The organism is Bacillus sp. FSL R5-0512 (assembly GCF_038593295.1).
Lineage (GTDB): Bacteria > Bacillota > Bacilli > Bacillales > Bacillaceae > Bacillus > Bacillus safensis.
Genome location: NZ_CP151982.1, coordinates 3,320,544 through 3,340,594, shown reverse-complemented (window position 1 = coordinate 3,340,594; position 20,051 = coordinate 3,320,544). Strand labels below are relative to the sequence as shown.

The 20,051-nt window shown below is 43.3% G+C and carries 20 protein-coding genes; 14 read left to right on the top strand and 6 right to left on the bottom strand.

Going from position 1 to position 20,051, the window contains the following annotated elements; translation table 11 throughout:
• Positions 1-20 precede the first annotated feature (20 nt).
• Positions 21-830 (bottom strand): RsfA family transcriptional regulator, encoded by an 810-nt coding sequence (locus tag NSQ25_RS17200; RefSeq protein ID WP_034281253.1) that lies wholly within the window; start codon positions 828-830, stop codon positions 21-23.
• A 242-nt stretch (positions 831-1,072) separates the two neighbouring features.
• On the opposite strand from NSQ25_RS17200, the gene NSQ25_RS17195 reads away from it, so the two are divergent.
• The 4 genes from NSQ25_RS17195 (at position 1,073) to NSQ25_RS17180 (ending at position 4,334) form a co-directional block, all read left to right on the top strand.
• Positions 1,073-1,294, top strand: coding sequence for a DUF1450 domain-containing protein (locus NSQ25_RS17195; protein WP_003215259.1), 222 nt, complete (start codon positions 1,073-1,075; stop codon positions 1,292-1,294).
• Between the two features lie 170 nt (positions 1,295-1,464).
• The gene (locus NSQ25_RS17190; protein WP_007497716.1) at positions 1,465-2,766 is read left to right on the top strand and encodes an HD domain-containing protein; all 1,302 of its coding nucleotides are present in this window, start codon (positions 1,465-1,467) and stop codon (positions 2,764-2,766) included.
• Positions 2,767-2,796: 30 nt separating this feature from the next.
• Positions 2,797-3,297 (top strand): YwgA family protein, encoded by a 501-nt coding sequence (locus NSQ25_RS17185; RefSeq protein WP_144496430.1) that lies wholly within the window; start codon positions 2,797-2,799, stop codon positions 3,295-3,297.
• Between the two features lie 224 nt (positions 3,298-3,521).
• A complete protein-coding gene (locus NSQ25_RS17180; protein WP_025093861.1) occupies positions 3,522-4,334 on the top strand; it encodes a zinc-dependent metalloprotease in 813 nt (270 codons plus the stop codon).
• Positions 4,335-4,384: 50 nt separating this feature from the next.
• Here the strand turns inward: NSQ25_RS17180 and NSQ25_RS17175 are convergent, their stop codons facing one another.
• A complete protein-coding gene (locus NSQ25_RS17175) occupies positions 4,385-4,570 on the bottom strand; it encodes a 2-hydroxymuconate tautomerase (protein WP_003214939.1) in 186 nt (61 codons plus the stop codon).
• Between the two features lie 113 nt (positions 4,571-4,683).
• On the opposite strand from NSQ25_RS17175, the gene NSQ25_RS17170 reads away from it, so the two are divergent.
• Together NSQ25_RS17170 and NSQ25_RS17165 are read left to right on the top strand one after the other, a co-directional pair.
• The gene (locus NSQ25_RS17170; protein WP_223251054.1) at positions 4,684-5,340 is read left to right on the top strand and encodes a site-2 protease family protein; all 657 of its coding nucleotides are present in this window, start codon (positions 4,684-4,686) and stop codon (positions 5,338-5,340) included.
• A gap of 12 nt (positions 5,341-5,352) precedes the next feature.
• Entirely contained in the window at positions 5,353-5,871 is a 519-nt protein-coding gene (locus tag NSQ25_RS17165; RefSeq protein ID WP_024423769.1) for a YwhD family protein, read from the top strand.
• A gap of 124 nt (positions 5,872-5,995) precedes the next feature.
• Here the strand turns inward: NSQ25_RS17165 and NSQ25_RS17160 are convergent, their stop codons facing one another.
• Complete coding sequence (locus NSQ25_RS17160) at positions 5,996-8,065, bottom strand: transglycosylase domain-containing protein (protein ID WP_326135891.1); 2,070 nt, start codon at positions 8,063-8,065, stop codon at positions 5,996-5,998.
• Between the two features lie 224 nt (positions 8,066-8,289).
• On the opposite strand from NSQ25_RS17160, the gene speE reads away from it, so the two are divergent.
• The 5 genes from speE to argS all read left to right on the top strand — a co-directional run bounded on the left by speE (position 8,290) and on the right by argS (position 12,706).
• Positions 8,290-9,120: a spermidine synthase gene (gene speE, locus NSQ25_RS17155; RefSeq protein ID WP_025093862.1), complete on the top strand. Its 831-nt coding sequence runs from the start codon at positions 8,290-8,292 to the stop codon at positions 9,118-9,120.
• A 69-nt stretch (positions 9,121-9,189) separates the two neighbouring features.
• Positions 9,190-10,062: an agmatinase gene (gene speB, locus NSQ25_RS17150; RefSeq protein ID WP_326135890.1), complete on the top strand. Its 873-nt coding sequence runs from the start codon at positions 9,190-9,192 to the stop codon at positions 10,060-10,062.
• Between the two features lie 205 nt (positions 10,063-10,267).
• Positions 10,268-10,489 carry a hypothetical protein gene (locus NSQ25_RS17145; protein WP_326135889.1) on the top strand — a complete coding sequence of 74 codons (222 nt, stop codon included), beginning with the start codon at positions 10,268-10,270 and terminating at the stop codon, positions 10,487-10,489.
• A gap of 124 nt (positions 10,490-10,613) precedes the next feature.
• On the top strand, positions 10,614-11,036 hold the full coding sequence (locus NSQ25_RS17140; protein WP_003215400.1) for a DUF1934 family protein: 423 nt from the start codon (positions 10,614-10,616) through the stop codon (positions 11,034-11,036).
• Complete coding sequence (argS, locus tag NSQ25_RS17135) at positions 11,033-12,706, top strand: arginine--tRNA ligase (protein WP_034281247.1); 1,674 nt, start codon at positions 11,033-11,035, stop codon at positions 12,704-12,706. The genes NSQ25_RS17140 and argS overlap by 4 nt, the downstream gene beginning before the upstream one ends.
• 294 nt (positions 12,707-13,000) lie before the next feature.
• On the opposite strand, the gene NSQ25_RS17130 is transcribed toward argS, so the two are convergent.
• Positions 13,001-13,972 (bottom strand): S66 peptidase family protein, encoded by a 972-nt coding sequence (locus tag NSQ25_RS17130; RefSeq protein WP_326135888.1) that lies wholly within the window; start codon positions 13,970-13,972, stop codon positions 13,001-13,003.
• 152 nt (positions 13,973-14,124) lie between these two features.
• Here NSQ25_RS17130 and cls point away from each other — a divergent pair, with 152 nt between their 5' ends.
• The 3 genes from cls (at position 14,125) to NSQ25_RS17115 (ending at position 18,519) form a co-directional block, all read left to right on the top strand.
• Positions 14,125-15,627 (top strand): cardiolipin synthase, encoded by a 1,503-nt coding sequence (cls, locus tag NSQ25_RS17125; protein ID WP_041115905.1) that lies wholly within the window; start codon positions 14,125-14,127, stop codon positions 15,625-15,627.
• A 105-nt stretch (positions 15,628-15,732) separates the two neighbouring features.
• Positions 15,733-17,448 (top strand): ABC transporter ATP-binding protein, encoded by a 1,716-nt coding sequence (locus NSQ25_RS17120; protein WP_326135887.1) that lies wholly within the window; start codon positions 15,733-15,735, stop codon positions 17,446-17,448.
• Positions 17,449-17,520: 72 nt separating this feature from the next.
• Positions 17,521-18,519 (top strand): S66 peptidase family protein, encoded by a 999-nt coding sequence (locus NSQ25_RS17115; RefSeq protein ID WP_326135886.1) that lies wholly within the window; start codon positions 17,521-17,523, stop codon positions 18,517-18,519.
• A 230-nt stretch (positions 18,520-18,749) separates the two neighbouring features.
• Here NSQ25_RS17115 and NSQ25_RS17110 read toward each other — a convergent pair whose 3' ends face one another.
• Positions 18,750-19,004, bottom strand: a complete 255-nt coding sequence (locus NSQ25_RS17110) for a hypothetical protein (RefSeq protein ID WP_034281244.1) — start codon at positions 19,002-19,004, stop codon at positions 18,750-18,752.
• 73 nt (positions 19,005-19,077) lie between these two features.
• On the bottom strand, positions 19,078-20,040 hold the full coding sequence (gene uvsE / locus NSQ25_RS17105) for a UV DNA damage repair endonuclease UvsE (protein ID WP_144496429.1): 963 nt from the start codon (positions 20,038-20,040) through the stop codon (positions 19,078-19,080).
• Positions 20,041-20,051: the final 11 nt, after the last annotated feature.

Genomic DNA, 20,051 nt, shown 5'->3' with positions numbered 1-20,051 from the left:
GAGGCGGGGAGCACTTTTTGTTATTCTGCCATTTTTTCGAGGTTGCCGTTCCGGTCCATTTTAAAGGTTGGTGCGGCACTATCGTCCTCTTCAAACAAAACTAGTTTTCTTGCACGGTTCATGATTTTGACGAGTGTTTCATAATCTTCTTGAATTGTGAGCTGATCCTTTTCAAGCTTTTTCACTTCAGCTTCTAGCTGCGAAACTTTATGAGAAAGCTCATTGTTTTCTCGTTTTAAGCGGCTGTTTTCCATACGTAAGGCAGTGGATTGCTGACCATCGCCTTCATAACGGCGTAAGAAATCAATGATATCGTCGATGGTTAATTCTTGATGCTGCCTAAATGGATTTGCTTCCGGTTTTTTCTCTGCGGTATTTGGGGCAGGAGAAGCCTGTGACAATAAATGTGATAAACTAGCTAACTCTTCATTGTAGCTTTGATCCACAAACTGAAGCTGTTCAGCAGTTTCAGCTGCTGGTGCAAATGTTTCTTCCTTTGCTGGCTCTAGTTCCTGTGAGAATTCCTCTTGAGTAACCGTTTCTTCTACTTGCGGCTGATAAAGTAATCGTTTTTTCGCAGGCTGGCCATTGCCAAGTGCGCGCATCCGTTGTTTTCGCTGTTTTTTGGCAAGTGCCAACGCTTTTTCATATTGATGTCTGACGACAGCATTCCATCTAAATCCGCATGCCGCTGAGGTGCGGTTCAGCTTGTCTCCAACTTCTTCAAACGCATTTAGCTGCGTGCTGCCCTCTCTGACGTGACGTAAGACGGTTTCTGCCAGGAGGAGATCATTTTCCTCTGACCAAGCATCTTGTCTTTGTTTTGACATGTGTTTAAACCCCCATATGATTTGATGGTATTAGATTAGCCAAGTTCAAGAAGGTTTATACAAGTTTGCTAAAAGGATAGTGGAAAATACTAGCTTTTATGTAAGCACGTGATTGGAGCGGCAAAGCGTCTTGCAAGTCCAGCCGCTTCGATGTACAATGTTGGGTGGTATATTATTCACGATTGGCTGTCCAACTGTTTCATATAGAATGAAGTATCATCATTGAAAGGAAGCGTAAGACCATGGCTAATGAGTTTCGCGTATGTGACGATTGTGATGCGACGAACCTAAAGACGTTATTGCCTCGACTCAAATCGGTTGACCCTGATGCAAAAATTGAGATCGGCTGTCAATCCTATTGTGGTCCAGGACGAAAAAAGGCTTTTGCGTTTGTGAACAATCGCCCATTATCCGCACCAACAGAAGATGAATTACTCGAAAAGGTTCAAAAAAAAGTCAAATAAATGTCACTGAATGTGTTCAGTCGACCTAAAAAGAGGTCCGTCCCTGTCAGGTCGGGCTTTTTACGTCCGTGCAACTTCTGAGAACACATTCACCAGCAAATTCAAGGATGTTTTCGGGAAAAGTTACCCGATATAATAGAAACACGTCTTAAAAAAAGAGGGACGAAACGATGGCGTATCCAAAAGGGAAATTATCTGAGGAAAAGGTATTTAAAGATCCTGTGCACCGTTATGTTCACGTAAGGGATGCATTAATATGGGATTTAATAGGAACAAGAGAGTTTCAGCGCCTGAGACGAATTAAACAGCTAGGAACTACTTATTTGACGTTTCATGGTGCAGAACACAGCCGATTCAATCATTCACTCGGTGTATACGAGATTGTGAGACGAATTGTGGATGATGTGTTTAAAGGGCGGCCTGAATGGGATGAAGGGGAGCGCGAGCTTGTACTTAGTGCAGCCTTGCTTCATGACCTCGGACATGGTCCATTTTCTCATTCCTTTGAAAAGGTCTTCCACTTAGACCATGAATCGTTTACAAGAGATATTATTTTAGGGCAGACGGAAGTCAATGAAGTGCTTCGCCGGGTGAGTGATGATTTCCCGAAGCATGTGGCTGAAGTCATTGCCAAAACGTATCAAAACAAGCAGGTGGTCAGTTTGATCTCAAGTCAAATTGATGCCGACCGAATGGACTATTTGCAGCGTGATGCCTACTATACAGGCGTCAGCTACGGCCACTTTGATATGGAACGTATTTTACGTGTGATGCGCCCGAGAGAAGATCAGATTGTGATGAAGCAGAGCGGGATGCATGCGGTTGAAGATTATATTATGAGCCGCTATCAAATGTACTGGCAAGTCTATTTCCACCCAGTGACACGCAGTGCGGAAGTCATTTTAACGAAAATCCTTCATCGGGCAAAAGAGCTGCATGAAACGGGTTATATTTTCACACATGCCCCCGTTCACTTTTATTCAATCTTTGAGGGGAATGTCACCACAGAGGACTATATTAAGCTGGATGAATCCATTGTCTTATTTTATTTTCAGGCGTGGGAAGATGAAGAAGATCACGTGCTGGCTGATTTGTGCCGCCGTTTTATGAACCGCCGATTGTTCCAATATACAGAGTTTAATCCAAATGAAGAAATGACGAAATATTTCAAGCTGACCGCCTTGTTCAAGGAGGCAGGAATTGATCCTGACTACTATTTAGTGGTCGACTCTTCCTCTGACTTGCCCTATGACTTCTACAGACCAGGGGAGGAAGAAGAGAGGCTGCCAATCCACCTTTTGACGCAAAGCGGTCATATTAAAGAACTGTCGAGACAGTCAGATATTGTTGACGCCATTTCCGGTAAACGAAGAACCGATCATAAACTTTATTTCCCGATGGACTTAATTGTAGATATGTCGGAAAAAGCTGAAGAAAAAAAGGCGATCATGAAGCTGCTTGGTTTGGGATAAGGAAGTACTGAAAAAGGAGATGTCGGGAATTTGTTGAAAGAGCATGCAAAGTTGATGAAGGTATTCTCTGAATCAGGGGAAATCGTTGGACGGAAGAAGCTGCAAAAGATGATTTACATAGCAAAAAAGCTAGATTTGCCTTTTTACGAGAAATACGATTTTCATTTTTATGGCCCCTATTCAGAGGAGTTGACGCTCAGAATTGAAGAGCTGTGCAACCTTGGATTCTTGGACGAAATGAAGGAAAAAAAGGGCGGATACTATCAATATCGCTATTCGCTGACGGACAATGGGAAAGAGTTTCTCGATCAGTGTGAAGTGGACATGCCTGACCTCAAAGCGCTGACGCAGCAGATGAACGAGCAATCATCCCGTTTCCTAGAGCTTGTCTCAACGATTTTATATTTTGATGACCTGCCAGAAGAGGAGGTAAAGGAAAAGGTCTTTACCATTAAAAGCAAGCAGCGCTATACGGACGAAGAATTTGAGGCGGCCCTTGCTTATATTGATCAGTTGAAGGAATTGAACTAGTTGAACAAAAGCCCGACTTTTAGGGCTTTTTTTGTTTGGTAAGACCCAGACCAAAAGCGCTATTTTTCGATGAAATGTGTGTCAAAATATCCGAAAAATTAGTGAAAATGACGTAATTCGACTTTTTTCCTGTGCATCTAATTCCCTGTTTTTGACTGAATAGAAGGAAAATGGTGAATTTTCAGTGAATATATAACCTTGTGAAAAATAAAGGAGGGATAGGAATGAAAAAGCGTTCAGTCTTTTTGTCATTTTTATTGGTAGGTAGTTTGTTACCGGGGGTAAGTTCAGCTTCAGCACCAGTAGCGAGTGCAGGTCATGGGCATGATCATGGTCATGCGCCGTTCGAAACCCATATTAGTGAGGGGCTGCCAAAAGCAAAAGATTTTAAAGATTTGAAGACAGCACCTCCAATTGAACGAGATGTGACAACAAAGGTATTAGATGAGTCTGGTAAGCAGGTAGGCTCGAGAACCTTTAAGGCCAATACAGGAGATTCAATTTCAACAAAAGCAAGTACAGGCAGTCAGAAGGTCACTGTCTATGCGGTCGCTGATGCGCAGTATCGTGCGAAATATAGTGACTGGCAAACACGGATTGTCAGCATCATCGAGCAAGCAGATGTCACGTTTAACCGTGATCATGATGTGGACTTTGTCGTACAAGCAGTAGGATCTTGGACGTCTTCGGGATCAAATGCAGAGCAAATTCTGTCTAACCTTGCGCGAAGCTTTGATGGCAGAGGATATGACTTTGTCACTGGATTTACAGCAAATCCAAACTTTGATGCTGGCGGAATTGCTTATGTCTACAATAGTGCACCAAGCGGAAGTGCATTCGCCGTTAACCTTGATCAAGGAACAGCGAACACTGCAAAAGCGGCTACGCATGAATACGGCCATAACTTTGGCTTACCGCATGACCCTCAAGGAAGCGGCATTGTCTGCTTAATGAACTATGATTATTCTTACACAGTCGATTTCTTCGATGCGGCTCATAAAAATCAAGTGAACCGTAATAAAGCGTGGTACAGATAAGAATGCAGACAAAAGGACAAACACATTGAGTGTTTGTCCTTTTTATATGCTTACAGATCGCTCATTCGCTTTCCTGCTACGGCATAGTGTTCCTTTTTCATTTCTTCAATAATAACAGAGACTTTTTCTGCACCTGCGCCTGTTGTTTCAACAACGGCATCAGTGACTTTCTCCACAAGAGCTCTTTTCTGCTCGTCTGTTCTTCCTTCAAGCATTTGAACGGTGACAATCGGCATGGCGAAAACCTCCTTTTTCCTTTAATGCTACGCTTCCCTTTAGTTTAAGGGACTTCTTATAGTATACTGAATGAAGTAAATCATTGTATAGAAAGAAAGAGGGATTCTTGCCTTTGAACCAATTTCTTGTTTATCCATTAGAGCTTATTCCATATGTTGCCATTACGCTTGTTGTTGCATTTACGATGCACGAGCTGGCGCATGCATATGTTGCGTACCGATTCGGAGACCCGACGGCTAAGAATCAAGGGAGACTGACGCTCAATCCACTGAAGCATCTCGATGTATTCGGGACGATTTTGATCTTTGTGGCCGGGTTTGGCTGGGCGAGACCTGTACCGGTGAATCGTTACCATTTTAAAAAACCGCGCTTAGCAGGGATTTGTGTCTCCATTGCTGGGCCATTAAGTAACTTGGTGCTGGCGTTTTTGGGCTTTTTTGTGTATGTGCTTCTTCAGAAATTTGGCGGGGAGTGGATCATGCGCTTTGAGCCGGGAGTCGATTATTTCTTCCAGATCTTTATTAACTTAAACGTCATCTTGTTCCTATTTAACTTATTACCACTTCCGCCGCTGGATGGGTATCGGATTATTGAGGACGTCGTCAGCCCCCGTATCCGGGCGAAAATGACGCAATTTGAACAATATGGGATCATTATTTTTCTCATATTCGTGATCACACCACTGGGACAGTTTGTGTTTGGTCCATTGATCGGAATGCGGGATCAAATCATATACTGGTTTAATCTTATTTTGAAGCCGCTGCTTTAGGAGGTTTAAAGAATGGAAGGTAAAAAGAAGAAACCAATTGGTTTTAACATCATTAAAAAAACAGATGCGACCGACGGACATGGAGGCTTTGGGGCAGGCGCCCTCAGCCTTGATAATATCTCGCCAGTCATCATTGATGTAGAAGAAAAGGAAGCTGTCATTGATATTGGTGCCATGCATGCAAGAAGTGCCGTCGAAAAAGGAATTAAATTTTTGAAAACAAAAGAAGAGGTGCCGAACGGAAAGCCGTATTGGCTCGTATGGGTGACGATTGACCGCAGAGAAGAAGGACCTTATTATGCAGGTGTGACGGCTTGTGAAATGACCGTTGACCGTTCGATCCGCCGCGGGTATAAGTCACTTCCAGAGCATGTGAATTTAATGGATAAATCGATGAAGCGAAAAATTGTCGTTAGTCATATGGACGACGTATCCAAAAAGGTGCTGGCTGACTTCTTAAAAGGTCATAATCAAGCGCTATGGGACGCATCAACAGATGAATTAAAAGAAGGATTGGCTGTCCCTGAATAATTGTGAAATTTTTGTGAAGATTGGCGGATGTCTACCAATTCGATCCGTTTTTTGAGTAAACTGGTGTTAAAGCTAGGACATGGAGAATCCCGAGATGCAGGTCTCGGGGTTTTTCATGTCTTTTTTAACGTTTCAGCCACTTTTCCCACCATTTCTTTGGCTTTTGATCTTGAACTGGTTCCTGCTCAGAGGCCTTGTCCTCAGCACCATAGCAGACACCTGTGGGCTCCGTTCCTTCTATAAAATAGGTGAATACCTTTGATTCACATCCTGGACCTGCGAGATCTCCGGTTTTTGGATTGATATATACCCCTTTGACACCGTCAGGCGGCATGAAGGAGGAGGCTGGCTGCTTTGAGAGAGCTGATTCCATAAAGGAAGCCCATATTTTTTTCGCATAGGCCGTTTCTTCGACTGAGTCAATGGTGCGGCCTTTATCATAGCCTGTCCATACACCTGTGACGAGCTGGGGAGAGAAGCCGATCATCCAGCTGTCGGCGCCTGTAGTCCCAGACTTTCCTCCGTATGTTCGTGTAAGGTCCTTTATAATGGTGCGGCCAGTGACACTTGTATAGCCGTTTAATTGATCATTGAACATGCCTGACATCATGTCGGTGGTGACAAATGCTGCTTTTTCATCTAGGATTTGTTCTCGTTTTTGTTTCTCTTCAAAAAGCACATTGCCTTTTGCGTCGGTTACTTTCGTAATAAAGGTTGGTTTGACGCGTTTTCCGCCATTGACCAGCATGGCGTATGCATTGGTCATTTCAATGGGTTTCACAGGAGACGTGCCCAGGGCAAGAGAGGGTACTTGATCTAGTTTCTCCTTGATTCCAAATGTCTTGCCAGCACGTACAAGCTGTTCCATTCCTAAAAATAGATGGGTCTTTACTGCGTAAATATTATCAGACAGCGCTAAAGCTTGAAGCATTGTAATGCCGTCATTGGCGTAATAGCCGTGATAATTGCTTGGTGAATAAGCGGCATCGCTGCCTTGATCATCCAGTTCAAACACCGTTTCCTCACTCCGCATGACGGTTGCGGGTGTAAACCCGTTTTGCAAGGCAATGTAATAGAGAAGGGGTTTCATGGTTGAACCGGGCTGCCTTTTTGCTTGTGTCACCCGATTGAATGGACTTTTCTCATAATCTCTCCCGCCTATGAGGGCAAGTACATGCCCTGTTTGGGGATGGATGGCGGCAAAGCCGATTTGGATTTCTGATTTGGAATTCATCTCGTTTTTTAGTGTCTTTTCTGCGATTTTCTGTAATTCTGGATTGAGAGTCGTTTGGATATGAAGCCCATAGGTTTCAATCTGTTCCTCAGTTAACCCCAAACTTTGTTTCAACTCTCGAATCACATCGTCATAAAAATACGGGGCTTGCTTTGCTTGCAGCTGCTTCTCTTGCAAAGGGCGATAGGACAGTTTTTCTTTCGCAGCATTATCGGCTGCTTTTTTCGTAATCATGCCATCCTCGTGCATTTGTCTCAGAATCATATTCTTTCTTGCGCTGGCTTTCTCCTCATTCACATAAGGGGAATAGAGAGAAGGCCCCTTTGGGATACCGGCAAGCAGGGCAGATTCAGCGAGGGTTAAGTTCTTTGCTTTTTTCCCGAAATACAGACGGGACGCTGCTTCCACACCGTACGCTCCGTGACCATAATAAATGGTGTTCAAGTATCCTTCTAAAATCTCATCTTTTGTATAGTTTTGTTCTAAACGAATCGTGTAAAAGGCTTCATTCCACTTCCGTTTCCACGTTTTATCATGATCTAAATAAAGGTTTCGTGCATATTGCTGGGTGATCGTGCTGGCACCTTGCACCTTAGCCATGGCACGAATATCGGCCACCGCAGCACCTGCCATCCGTTTCACATCAAAGCCATGATGCTCATAAAAGGTTTTATCTTCAACAGCGACAACTGCCTGTCTGATATGAGGAGACATCTCCTTTAATGGCACCCAATATCTCTTTTCTCCAAAGCTGGATTCTCCAAGCTTTGAGCCATCGGCTGCATAAATGGTCGTGGATTGGGGAACTTGAACAGAAGGGGCACCTTGCCATTTAGCTATTAATAGAATCGTCAAAAAGACGGTACCTGCAAATAGAAAAGCGAGCAAGCCGATAAAAAAACAGGCTCGAATCGTTTTCACGGTCATGCGGATTTTTTTATTACTCATGATTGTGTCCATGCAAAGCCCCCATTTTGACGGTTTTTTATCAGTATGGAACAAAGAAAACCGTTTTAAACAAGCGATTGCTGGAGCGCTTTAAAAAATGAAGAGAACTCATGCGGTTCTTTACAATTTGATATGAATCCACTATACTTTTTTCTTGGACAATCGATATAGTCAAAGCCGATAAAAGGCGCTAACAATAGATGTTTGTTTATTATTGGATGAGAGGAAGATGAACAATGAGCGAACTTTGGTATACAGAGAAGCAAACGAAGAATTTTGGTATTACATTGAAGGTGAACAAAACCCTTCACACAGAACAAACAGACTTTCAGCATTTAGAAATGGTAGAAACAGAAGAGTTTGGCAATATGCTGTTTTTAGACGGCATGGTGATGACGTCTGAGAAAGATGAGTTTGTATACCACGAAATGGTGGCACATGTTCCTCTTTTCACTCATCCAAACCCGGAAAATGTTCTTGTTGTAGGTGGAGGAGACGGCGGTGTCATTCGTGAGATCCTCAAACACCCAAGTGTGAAAAAAGCGACACTTGTTGATATTGACGGAAAGGTCATCGAATACTCGAAGAAATTCCTTCCTTCTATCGCTGGGAAACTAGACGATCCTCGTGTAGATGTGAAAGTAGGAGACGGTTTTATGCACATTGCTGAAGCTGACAACGAGTATGATGTCATCATGGTTGACTCTACTGAGCCAGTTGGACCAGCTGTGAACCTGTTCTCTAAAGGATTTTACGCAGGAATCGCAAAAGCACTGAAAGAAGACGGTATTTTCGTTGCACAAACGGACAACCCTTGGTTCACACCTGAGCTGATTACAAATGTACAGCGTGATGTAAAAGAAATTTTCCCAATTACGAAGCTTTACACAGCGAATATTCCAACGTATCCAAGCGGTCTTTGGACATTCACCATCGGTTCTAAAAAATATGATCCACTTGCTGTAGAAGACAGCCGTTTCTTTGATATTGAGACGAAATATTACACAAAAGAATTGCACAAAGCGGCATTCGTTCTGCCGAAATTTGTGAGCGACTTAATCAAATAAATCAAGCGAAATGGACATGCGCAAATGACGGTTTGCGCATTTTTTGAAGCGTAAAAGGAGGAATCTTGCATGAGATTCGATGAGGCTTATTCAGGAAAAGTGTTTATTGGAAGTCATCCGACATGGGAAGATGCAAAGGTCATTTTATACGGCATGCCGATGGACTGGACAGTCAGCTACCGCCCAGGTTCACGTTTCGGTCCGAACCGCATTCGTGAAGTATCGATCGGTTTAGAGGAATACAGCCCTTATTTAGATCGTGAGCTGCATGAGGTGCCATTCTTTGATGCGGGCGACATCCCGCTTCCATTTGGCAATGCACAGAAAAGCTTAGATTTAATTGAAGAGTATGTCGACAGCATTTTGGAAAAAGGAAAGTTTCCATTAGGAATGGGCGGCGAGCATCTCGTGTCTTGGCCGGTTTTCCGTGCGATGTATAAGAAATATCCTGATTTGGCCATCATCCATATGGACGCACATACGGATCTTCGTGAGGAATATGAGGGTGAGCCGCTTTCACATTCAACACCGATTCGTAAAGTTGCAGGGCTTATTGGACCTGAAAATGTATTCTCTTTCGGCATCCGTTCTGGGATGAAAGAAGAATTTGAATGGGCAAAAAAAGCGGGTATGCACATTTCTAAATTTGAAGTACTCGAGCCATTGAAGCAAGTATTGCCAAAGCTAAAAGGGCGTCCAGTGTATGTGACGATTGACATTGATGTACTTGACCCAGCTCATGCACCTGGTACAGGAACGGTAGATGCTGGGGGTATTACATCAAAAGAGCTGCTTGCATCCATTCATGCGATTGCAGGATCTGACGTCCAAGTCGTCGGGGCTGACCTTGTCGAGGTAGCACCTGTATATGATCATTCAGACCAAACAGCGAATACAGCGAGTAAGCTTTTACGCGAAATGCTGCTTGGGTTTGTGAAATAATCAGTTGATAGAGGAGCTTGTCATCTCATATGGACAAGCTCTTTTTTTACATTGGTCAAAAAATAAAGGAGGCAGCTCATGTTCTCGTCCATATTGATGGTGTTTCTCGCTTTTATGTGTGTTAGCGGCAGGCTTTCTCACACTGAAACGAGAGCTCGCAGCTGATCCGCCTGTTTTTGCTTCGAAAAAGGAAGCTAAGGAAGAGATGCTGGGACTGTTTCACGATCGAGGCTTTTTCTATTTGACGGCCATTGCGTTATTCATGCAGGTGGTATTTAAAAAGGATCAAATCGCACCATTTGATTTTTTTCAGGCATTTTTGGCAAGTTCAGGCATACAGGCTCTTTTTTACTTAATGAAAAGAAAAGACTTGGGCGTAAAGGCTGGACTTGTCGTAGTGGTCAGTTGTATTTTTCTTTTTTTCTAAAGGGATGGCTGAAGATGAAAAACGAAGTTTAATCGCCGTGAAGATGAGAAATGATGGTATGATAGGCGATCGTGAATATGGTATACTATTTTAGTTAAACGGGTCTTAGCAAAGGAAGTGCAAAATGACACAAAACCAAATTTCAATTCATGTAAAGTCAGTGATGAAACCAGAGACGGAGCCGGCTGAAACGATCGAATTCCGCACGACTGGAACGTACCAAGAGAAGAATGACAAAACGTATCTCACTTACCATGAAGAACATGAAATGGGTCAAGTAAAAACCGTTGTGAAAATGAGTGAAAAAGAAATTTTTGTGATGAGATCAGGGGCTATTCAAATGAAGCAGCGCTTTCTCATTGGAGAAACAACCGTCACACATTACACGATGCCATTCGGTACACTTCAGTTAGATGTGCACACACATGGTATTGATCTCGATGTGGACAAGGGGCTGCTGCACATTACGTACGATATGCTGACAGGAGAAGATCAAAAGCATTTACATACATTATCGATTTCGTATAAGGAGGATTTACGTTCATGAATATCGCAGAACAGGTCAAAGATGCGTTAAAAGAAGAAATCATAGCGGCAGTCGTCAAAGCAGGACTTGCCGATGAAAGCCAGGTGCCAGATGTCCTTTTAGAAGTGCCGAAAGACAAAACTCACGGTGATTACTCGACCAACATGGCGATGCAGCTTGCCCGCATTGCGAAAAAAGCACCTCGTCAAATCGCAGAGGACATCGTCAATGCATTTGATAAAGGGAAAGCTTCCATTGAAAAACTGGATATCGCAGGTCCAGGGTTCATTAACTTTTATATGAACAATCAGTATTTAACAAAACTCATTCCAGCTGTTCTTGAGGCAAAAGAAGCTTATGGCGAAACGAATACAGGTGGCGGTCAAAAGGTGCAAGTCGAATTCGTCTCAGCCAACCCAACAGGTGATCTTCACCTTGGACATGCCCGCGGAGCAGCTGTAGGAGATTCCCTTTGCAACATCCTTGATAAAGCAGGGTTCGATGTGAGCCGTGAATACTATATCAACGATGCAGGGAATCAAATCAATAACCTCGCTTTATCTGTAGAAGTACGTTATTTTGAGGCACTCGGTCTTGAAAAAGAAATGCCTGAAGACGGCTACAGAGGAGAAGACATCAAAGGCATCGGACAAAAGCTTGCGGATGAATTTGGGGACCGTTTTGTTCATGAACCGGAAGAAGAGCGTATGAAGTTCTTCCGTGAATACGGCTTGAAATACGAATTAGAGAAATTACGTGTAGACCTTGAGAATTTCCGTGTGCCATTTGATGTATGGTATTCAGAAACCTCTTTATATGAAAATGGAAAAATCGAACCAGCGCTGGAGACACTTCGCGCTAAAGGCTATGTTTTTGAAGAAGATGGCGCAACGTGGCTGCGATCAACTGATTTTGGCGATGACAAGGACCGTGTGCTGATTAAAAAAGACGGCAGCTTCACTTACCTGCTTCCAGACATCGCATATCATAAAGACAAATTGGACAGAGGCTTTGACCAGCTCATTAACATTTGGGGAGCGGACCATCACGGCTATATCCCTCGAATGAAAGCGGCGATTCAAGCACTTGGATATCCAGCTGACAAGCTTGAAGTCGAAATCATTCAGCTTGTTCACCTTTACAAAAACGGTGAAAAGATGAAGATGAGTAAACGTACAGGTAAAGCCGTCACAATGCGTGACTTGATTGAAGAAGTCGGCTTAGATGCGACTCGTTATTTCTTTGCGATGAGAAGTGCGGCGACACATATGGACTTTGACCTAGACTTAGCGATTTCTACGTCTAACGAAAACCCTGTGTACTATGCACAATATGCGCATGCGAGAATTTGCAGCATGCTGCGTCAAGGTGAAGAAAAAGGCTATGAACCGAACCTTGAAAAAGCCGATTTCTCTCACATTCAATCGGAAAAAGAATACGATCTTCTGAAAATCATTGGCAGCTTCCCAGAAGTTGTAGCAGAAGCAGCTGAAAAGCGTATTCCGCACCGCGTGACGAACTATATTTATGACCTTGCATCAGCCCTTCACAGCTTCTACAATGCCGAGAAGGTCATTGACGCAGAAAACGAAACAAAAACAACAGCACGTCTTTCACTCATGAAAGCAACACAAATCACGCTTGCGAATGCATTAAAACTAATTGGTGTATCGGCTCCGGAAAAGATGTAATGAAATAAAAGAAAGCCCCACTCTATTGAATGAGTGGGGCTTTTTGGTATAAAAAACCCGCTATCCTTAAGAGATAGCGGGTTTTGAAAATTATCCAAGCGTATTAATTATGTTAGAAATAGAATCAAATAATTGGCTAAGTACATCAGAAAACATATTTTTGCCTCCTCTCTTTTCTTTTACATCTACTTAACGAAGGGGATAGAGGGTTGGATCACTTTTTCTAAAAAAATTTCAAAAAAGATGATGGCATAGAAAAAAGCACCGCCTATTCGGGTGCTTTTTGGCCTTTCGTTATGAATGAATGCGCAGCTTCACGTCTCCATTTGTACACGCTAGTTGAACGTTTCCACCAATCGGTAAAGTGAAGACTGGCTGTGTATGTCCGATATCGACATCATAAATCACAGGGATGTGTTTGAGCATTGGGTACTTATCTAGGATGAATCTTAAATGTTCCTCTGTCATCTTGGATTTTTTCTGAAAGCGTCCGATGATCAACCCTTTGATTGATTGTGCATGCTGCAGGAGGGAGGTAAGGTCTCTGGCGAACATTTCAGGGAACACCAGCTCATCATCTTCCACAAATAAGATCGCATCCTTTACATTCGGCATAAACGATGTCCCTTGCAGTAAGTTCAGTGTACAAAGGTTTCCGCCAAACAAGGTGCCTTCAGCTGTTCCTTCCTGATATATGTTCCATTTCGTCGGATGAAACTGCCTGTTCGCTTGATCGAGATACCACGCGTCATCACTCCATTTTGTCGAAGGAATCACATCAAACGGTTCGCTGCCGTTCATCAAGCAAGCTTGAAACATAGCGGTCTGCTCCTCCTGCCCCTGCTCCATTTGAAAGCTTGAGAAATGGGGGCCAGAATATGTTACCATATCACATTTCGCTGTAATGGCGCTTGCAAGTGCTGTAATGTCACTATAGCCGCAAAGGACTTTAGGATGCTGACGGATCAAGTCGTAATCAATATAAGGCAAAAGCTCATTGCAGTTGAAGCCTCCGATGGCTGTCAAAATACCATCGACCTCATCATCTTTGAACGCCTCATGCAGATCAGACAAGCGGTGTTCAATAGACGATGATGAATGAAGGTCACATTCAAAGACGTGCTGTCCAAAAGAGACAGTGAACCCTAAAGACTCCAGACGTTTTTTCGCTTGAGAAATTCCTTCTTTTGATAAAATGCTGGCACTTCGGCTTGGGGCAATGACCCGAATATGGCTGCCTTTTTTTAAAGGTGGAGGTGTATGCATAAACAAATCTTCCTTTCCATCACGTATTTCTCCATTATATCGGATCAAATAGCGTCAGTCTGTAAAGGCTAGGAGAAAGGAATGGGTCGTGCGTTTCATACAAGCTGTACAAAGGGTATGGAAGAGAAAAAGACAGAATGAGGGCGGAGAATGTGAAAAAGAGAAGACTGGAATTTTTATTTTTATATTTTATGATATTCGGGGCATATGTGGTGTATTGGTGGACTGTGCCGGCGTGGAGCGTTCAGCTGTACGCAGCGATTTATATCGCCATTATTTTATTTAGTATCATCTCACTCATGCTGGAGAACCGTACATCACAGCACACGCTGTTATGGATATATGTGCTGATTTTTTTCCCGATCATTGGCTATATGTTCTATCTGTTCTCAGGGCAGCTCTATGTAAAGGGGCATTTATTCAAATCAAAGAGAATGTATAACCGCGAGAAATTACGCAGAATCTCTGAGCTTGAGAGTAAGCCGAATGAGTCACGTTTAACCGATAATCAGCGTGCTTTTTTTCATTACACAGAAAAAGCAACAGGCATGCATGTGAACACAAATAGTGATATGGAGATTTTAAAGAATGGGGAGGAGACGTTCCCCAGAATTTTTGAAGAGTTAAAAAAGGCAAAATCGTTCATTCATATTGAATATTACATGTTCAAATCCGATTTCCTCGGCCACCGGATGATGGAGATTTTGATTGAAAAAGTGAAAGAAGGGGTAGAGGTCCGTTTCATATATGATGCGGCAGGCAGCATCCGCTTCTCCCGAAAAGATATTAAACGCTTGAAGCAGGCAGGGGTCAAGGTCGCTCCTTTTCTACCTTTAAAATATGGATTCTTTAATCAAAAATTCAATTTTCGAAATCACCGGAAAATCGTCATTATTGATGGAGAGACAGGGTTTGTCGGCGGGTTAAATGTCGGCAAGGAATACGTAGGACGGGATGAAAAGATCGGCTTTTGGCGTGATACGCATGCCATGTTAAAGGGTGAGGCTGTTCAGACCCTTCACTCCGTTTTTATGCTGGATTGGGAGTATGTATCAGATGAAGTATTAATTGATGATCCGAGGTATCATACGCCGCATTCTGTGACAGGCGAGGATGTCATTCAGGTTGTACCAACTGGACCTGATATGAAAGAAAGTATGAGTGATTTATATGATGCCCTCATTTCTAATGCGAAACAATTTGTCTGGATTGCCACACCTTACTTTGTACCAAACGAATCGATTCGCACTGCGCTCAAAATCGCTGCCACAAGAGGGGTGGACGTGCGTGTGATGGTTCCAGAGATCAATGACGGATTTCTCACACAATACGCCACACGATCTTATTTTTCTGAGCTTCTAAAAGAGGGCATCAAGGTGTATCACTATCAGAAAGGATTCATGCATCAAAAGGTGATGATCGCAGATGGAGAACTCGCCTCTGTCGGTACCGCGAATGTCGATATGAGAAGCTTTCAGCTCAATTTTGAGGTCAATGTCTTTACAGCTGCGAAAAAGCCAATTGAGCAATTGATGGCCCACTATGAGGAAGATATGAAGGAATGTGAGCAAATGGGCCCTGTTCATTTTTATAAAAGAGGCTTAAAAGAGCGTTTGAAGGAATCATTTGCCCGGTTGTTTTCTGGCGTATTATGAGGATTTCCAGCCAAAGAAATCATTTCCTGATCTAGTATTTTGAAGAGGATTCCTCTATAATTGAAAATGATTATCAATTATAGAGGAAATGAGGTTCTTTTACATATGCTAAAACGCTTTTTCGCCTATTACAGGCCCTATCGCGGTCTGTTCTTTTTAGATTTCTTTTGCGCTGTCGCAGTTGGACTGATGGAGCTAGGTTTCCCGCTGATCGTGAACTACTTCATTGATACATTATTACCAACAGGGAACTGGACGGTCATTGCCTGGACCGCACTTGCTCTGTTTATCATTTATGCACTCAGCTCGGTTATGCAGTTTATTGTGTCGTACTGGGGACACATGCTTGGCATCAATATTGAAACAGATATGAGGAAGAAGCTGTTTGATCATTTTCAGCGTCTCTCATTTAAGTTCTTTGATAACAACAAAACGGGTAAGCTTATGTCTCGAATGACAAATGACCTCATGTACATTGGTGAGGTGGCTCATCACGGACCTGAGGATTTGTTTATTGCAATTATGACGATTCTTGGCGCCTTTGCTGTCATGCTGATGATTAACTGGCAGCTTGCTATCTTAACCTTCTTGATCATGCCTGTCATCATTTGGCTTGCCCTTCATTTTAATAAGAAGATGACACAGGCGATTACACAGCTGAACAATGACATTGGAGACTTTCATGCAAGGGTTGAAAACAATATTGGCGGCATTCGTCTTGTTCAAGCTTTTGCCAACGAACATTTCGAGAAAAAGCGTTTTGCTGAAAACAACAACCGCTTTCGGAAAGCGAAGCTTCTTTCATATAAAATCATGTCGGTGAACGGCTCAATCAGTTACATTCTCACACGTCTTGTGACACTGTTTGTCCTTCTGGCAGGGACATGGTTTGTTCTGCAGGGGCAATTAACGGCAGGTGGATTTATCGCGTTTGTTCTCATTACAAATGTCTTATTCAGACCGATTGATAAAATCAACACAGTGATTGAAATGTATCCAAAAGGAATTGCGGGCTTTAAAAGCTATGTCGACTTACTTGAAACAGAGCCAGATGTAAAGGATACAGAGGGAGCTCGTGATGTATTCGGACTGAAAGGTGAAATTGAATATCGAAACGTGACATTCGGCTACGATGAGCACAGCCATGTGTTAAAGGACATCGATTTGAAGATCAAACAAGGAGAAACTGTTGCGTTTGTCGGGCCTTCAGGAGCCGGGAAATCGACGATTTGCAGTTTGCTGCCACGTTTTTATGATGTGGATAAAGGGGGGATTACGATTGATGGTGTGAGTACAAAATCGATGACCTTGTCTTCTTTAAGACAGCAGATCGGCATTGTGCAGCAGGATGTCTTTTTATTCTCAGGCACCATTCGAGAAAACATTGCGTACGGCAACTTAGAAGCCAGCGATGCAGAGATTTGGGAGGCTGTACGTCGTGCGCATTTAGAGGAACTCGTCCAGCGTTTCCCAGAAGGATTAAATACAGTCATAGGCGAGCGCGGCGTCAAACTGTCGGGAGGTCAAAAGCAGCGTCTGTCGATTGCGCGGATGTTCCTAAAAAATCCTTCGATTCTTATTTTAGATGAAGCCACATCAGCACTTGATACAGAAACAGAAAAAGCTATACAGGATGCACTGAGCGAACTGGCTGTCGGAAGGACAACACTCGTCATTGCCCACCGCCTGGCAACAATTAAACACGCCGATCGTATCATCGTCGTGACAGAGGAAGGCATCCAAGAACAAGGCCGTCACCAAGACCTTATTCAAATGGGAGGCGTGTACAGCAGACTGCATGAAGCGCAGTTTGGTCATTAAAGAGAAAGCCCTTTTGATAAAGGGCTTTTTTTGTTAGGATAGAAAAAACGTTTGTAGGAAGGATCTGATGGAATGAAGGGGCTTCGGCGATTACAAAAGGGCGATAAGATCAGTATATTTTCACCTTCTAGTCCTGCATCAGCGACCTCGCCTCTTAGGTATGAGCGGGCGAAGAAGTGGCTTGAGCAAAAAGGATTCATTGTGGTTCCAGGATCATTAACAGGGAAAGAGGATTACTACCGTTCAGGTACAATTCAAGAACGAGCAGATGAGCTGAATGAGCTGATGGCTAGAGAGGACTTGGCGTGCATCATGTCAATGATTGGCGGGACGAATTCAAATAGTTTGCTGCCTTATCTTGATTTTGACCTGCTGAAACAACATCCGAAAATCATGATTGGTTATTCAGATGCGACAGCGATTCTTTTAGCGGCCTACGAAAAAACGGGACTGCCTGTTTTCTACGGACCGGCGCTTGTTCCTTCTTTTGGCGAGTTTGAACCGTTTGTCACTTATACATATCAGTCGTTTGAGGACATCCTGATGTCCCATCAAACCATTCCTTATCAGATTGAAAAACCGCCTTTTTGGACAGATGAACGAATCAATTGGGAAGAAAAGACGGGTGATAAAAAGCAGCGTCCAAATGATTGGTTGTGCGTCATAGAGGGACAAGCAGAAGGCAGATTGATCGGCGGGAACTTGAATGCGATGTACGGCATATGGGGAAGTGAGTTCATGCCAGCCATCCAAAACGGAGACATCCTTCTCATTGAAGATTGTATGAAAACCGCGTCGGTTGTAGAAAAGAACTTCTCTTTATTGAAAGTAAATGGCGTGTTTGAACGGGTTTCTGGGATTCTTTTAGGAAAACATGAGCTGTTTGATGATGAAGGGACGGGCAAAGAGCCTTATGAGATTTTACTTGAGGTACTCGGAGAGACAAAAAGACCACTTATCGCTGATTTTGACTGTGCTCATACGCACCCAATGCTTACGATGCCAATAGGGGCACAAGTGAAAATGGATGCAGCTTCCAAACAAGTTTGGTTAACAAAAGAGTGGATATAGCAAAAGAGCAGCCCGCGGCTGCTCTCCCAGCATGTAGACAAACCCTCGCATTCGTTGTCACGCCTGCGTGCCGGTGCTCACGAATGTCAAATTCGCTCCGCGCCGGTACTCGTCCTTCCTAAGACTGCAAAGGTTTTCTATCACGCTGAAAAGAAGACAAAGGGCTAAAATCAAGATCATTTTAGCCCTTTGTCAACCAATCTGAAAGAGCAGCCCGCGGCTGCTCTTCTTTATGAAACCTTCTCTTTTTCAAATGGCTGTAGGAGGTCTTGCGCTTTTTTCCCCTCCACGACAATTAAGTAGTCAGATTCTAAATGAGTGAGCCTGAAGGTTTCAAGCTCTACGATGTTCTTAATGCTGCACATTGTCTTTTTAGAATACACATATAAACGATGCTGAGCCTGCTGGCACTTTTCATAAAGAGAAATAAGCTTATGTAAATTCAACGCTTTCGCAGCGATTCGGATTGAATAGATTTGAGACATCTTCATATCCTCCTGTTAATTACTTTCTCACAATAGCTTTGTTACCCCCATTTGCACAAAGGTAAACCTTTCTCTATGTTTTCCACTCAATGATTCCCCCGCCCGTCCGCCGATTGCCCCTTATCGCTGACAGCTCTTCGACTAGACGGAGCAGAGCTTGATCCTTTAATTTTGCTTCAATCATGAAATCTACATCACGACCATACGGTTTTAATGCTTGAAAAAGCGGTAAGACAAAGTTCATATCTACTCCATCTGCATGACTGCGTATGGCTTTTTCTGATTTAGGTGAAGACAAATGGATTTTGGGTGGAATGCCAGTGTTTGTCCAAGTGTCGAACATTCTTGGCAGGATGTCATCGAGTGCGGCATCATCATCTTTATTTGCCACATGATGATGGTAATCAAAAACAAACGGAATGTCATGCTTTTCACATACACCAAGCGTTTCCAGCGACGTATATGTTTTGTCATCGTTCTCAAGTGTCATTCTCGCCTTGATATGAGCCGGAAGCTGTTTGATATTTTCATCAAAGCGTTGAAGAGCCGATTCTTTATCGCCGTACGCCCCGCCTACATGAATGTTCATGTAGCCTTCCTTATCGAGCTTCATCGCCTCAAGCATTTGATAATGGTATGTCATATCGATGACGGCATTTTCTGTAATCGAAGGTTTTGGACTGGTAAACAAGGTAAATTGATTGGGGTGAAAGCTGACCCGTAAGCCGTGCCGTTTCACCAGCTTGCCGATCTCAAGAAATTCTTTGTGAAAAGGTGTCACAAAGTCCCAGCGCACCTCTGGATGGGTCGCGAGCGGGACGATCGAGCTTGAAAAACGGTAAAGCGGGATATCATGAGCAATGGCGAAATAAAGCGTTCTTAATGTATTCACGAGATTGGCTTTTGTTGTTCGCAATAAAGTCTCTTTTCTTTCTTCCTTAGCGAGCTTGCTGTATCTTGCAAAGGTCAGCGACTTGGCAGGAGAAGCTTCCCACAAGGTGACGGCATTGGATACATAACCAAATCGATAACGCATAGGTCATCTCC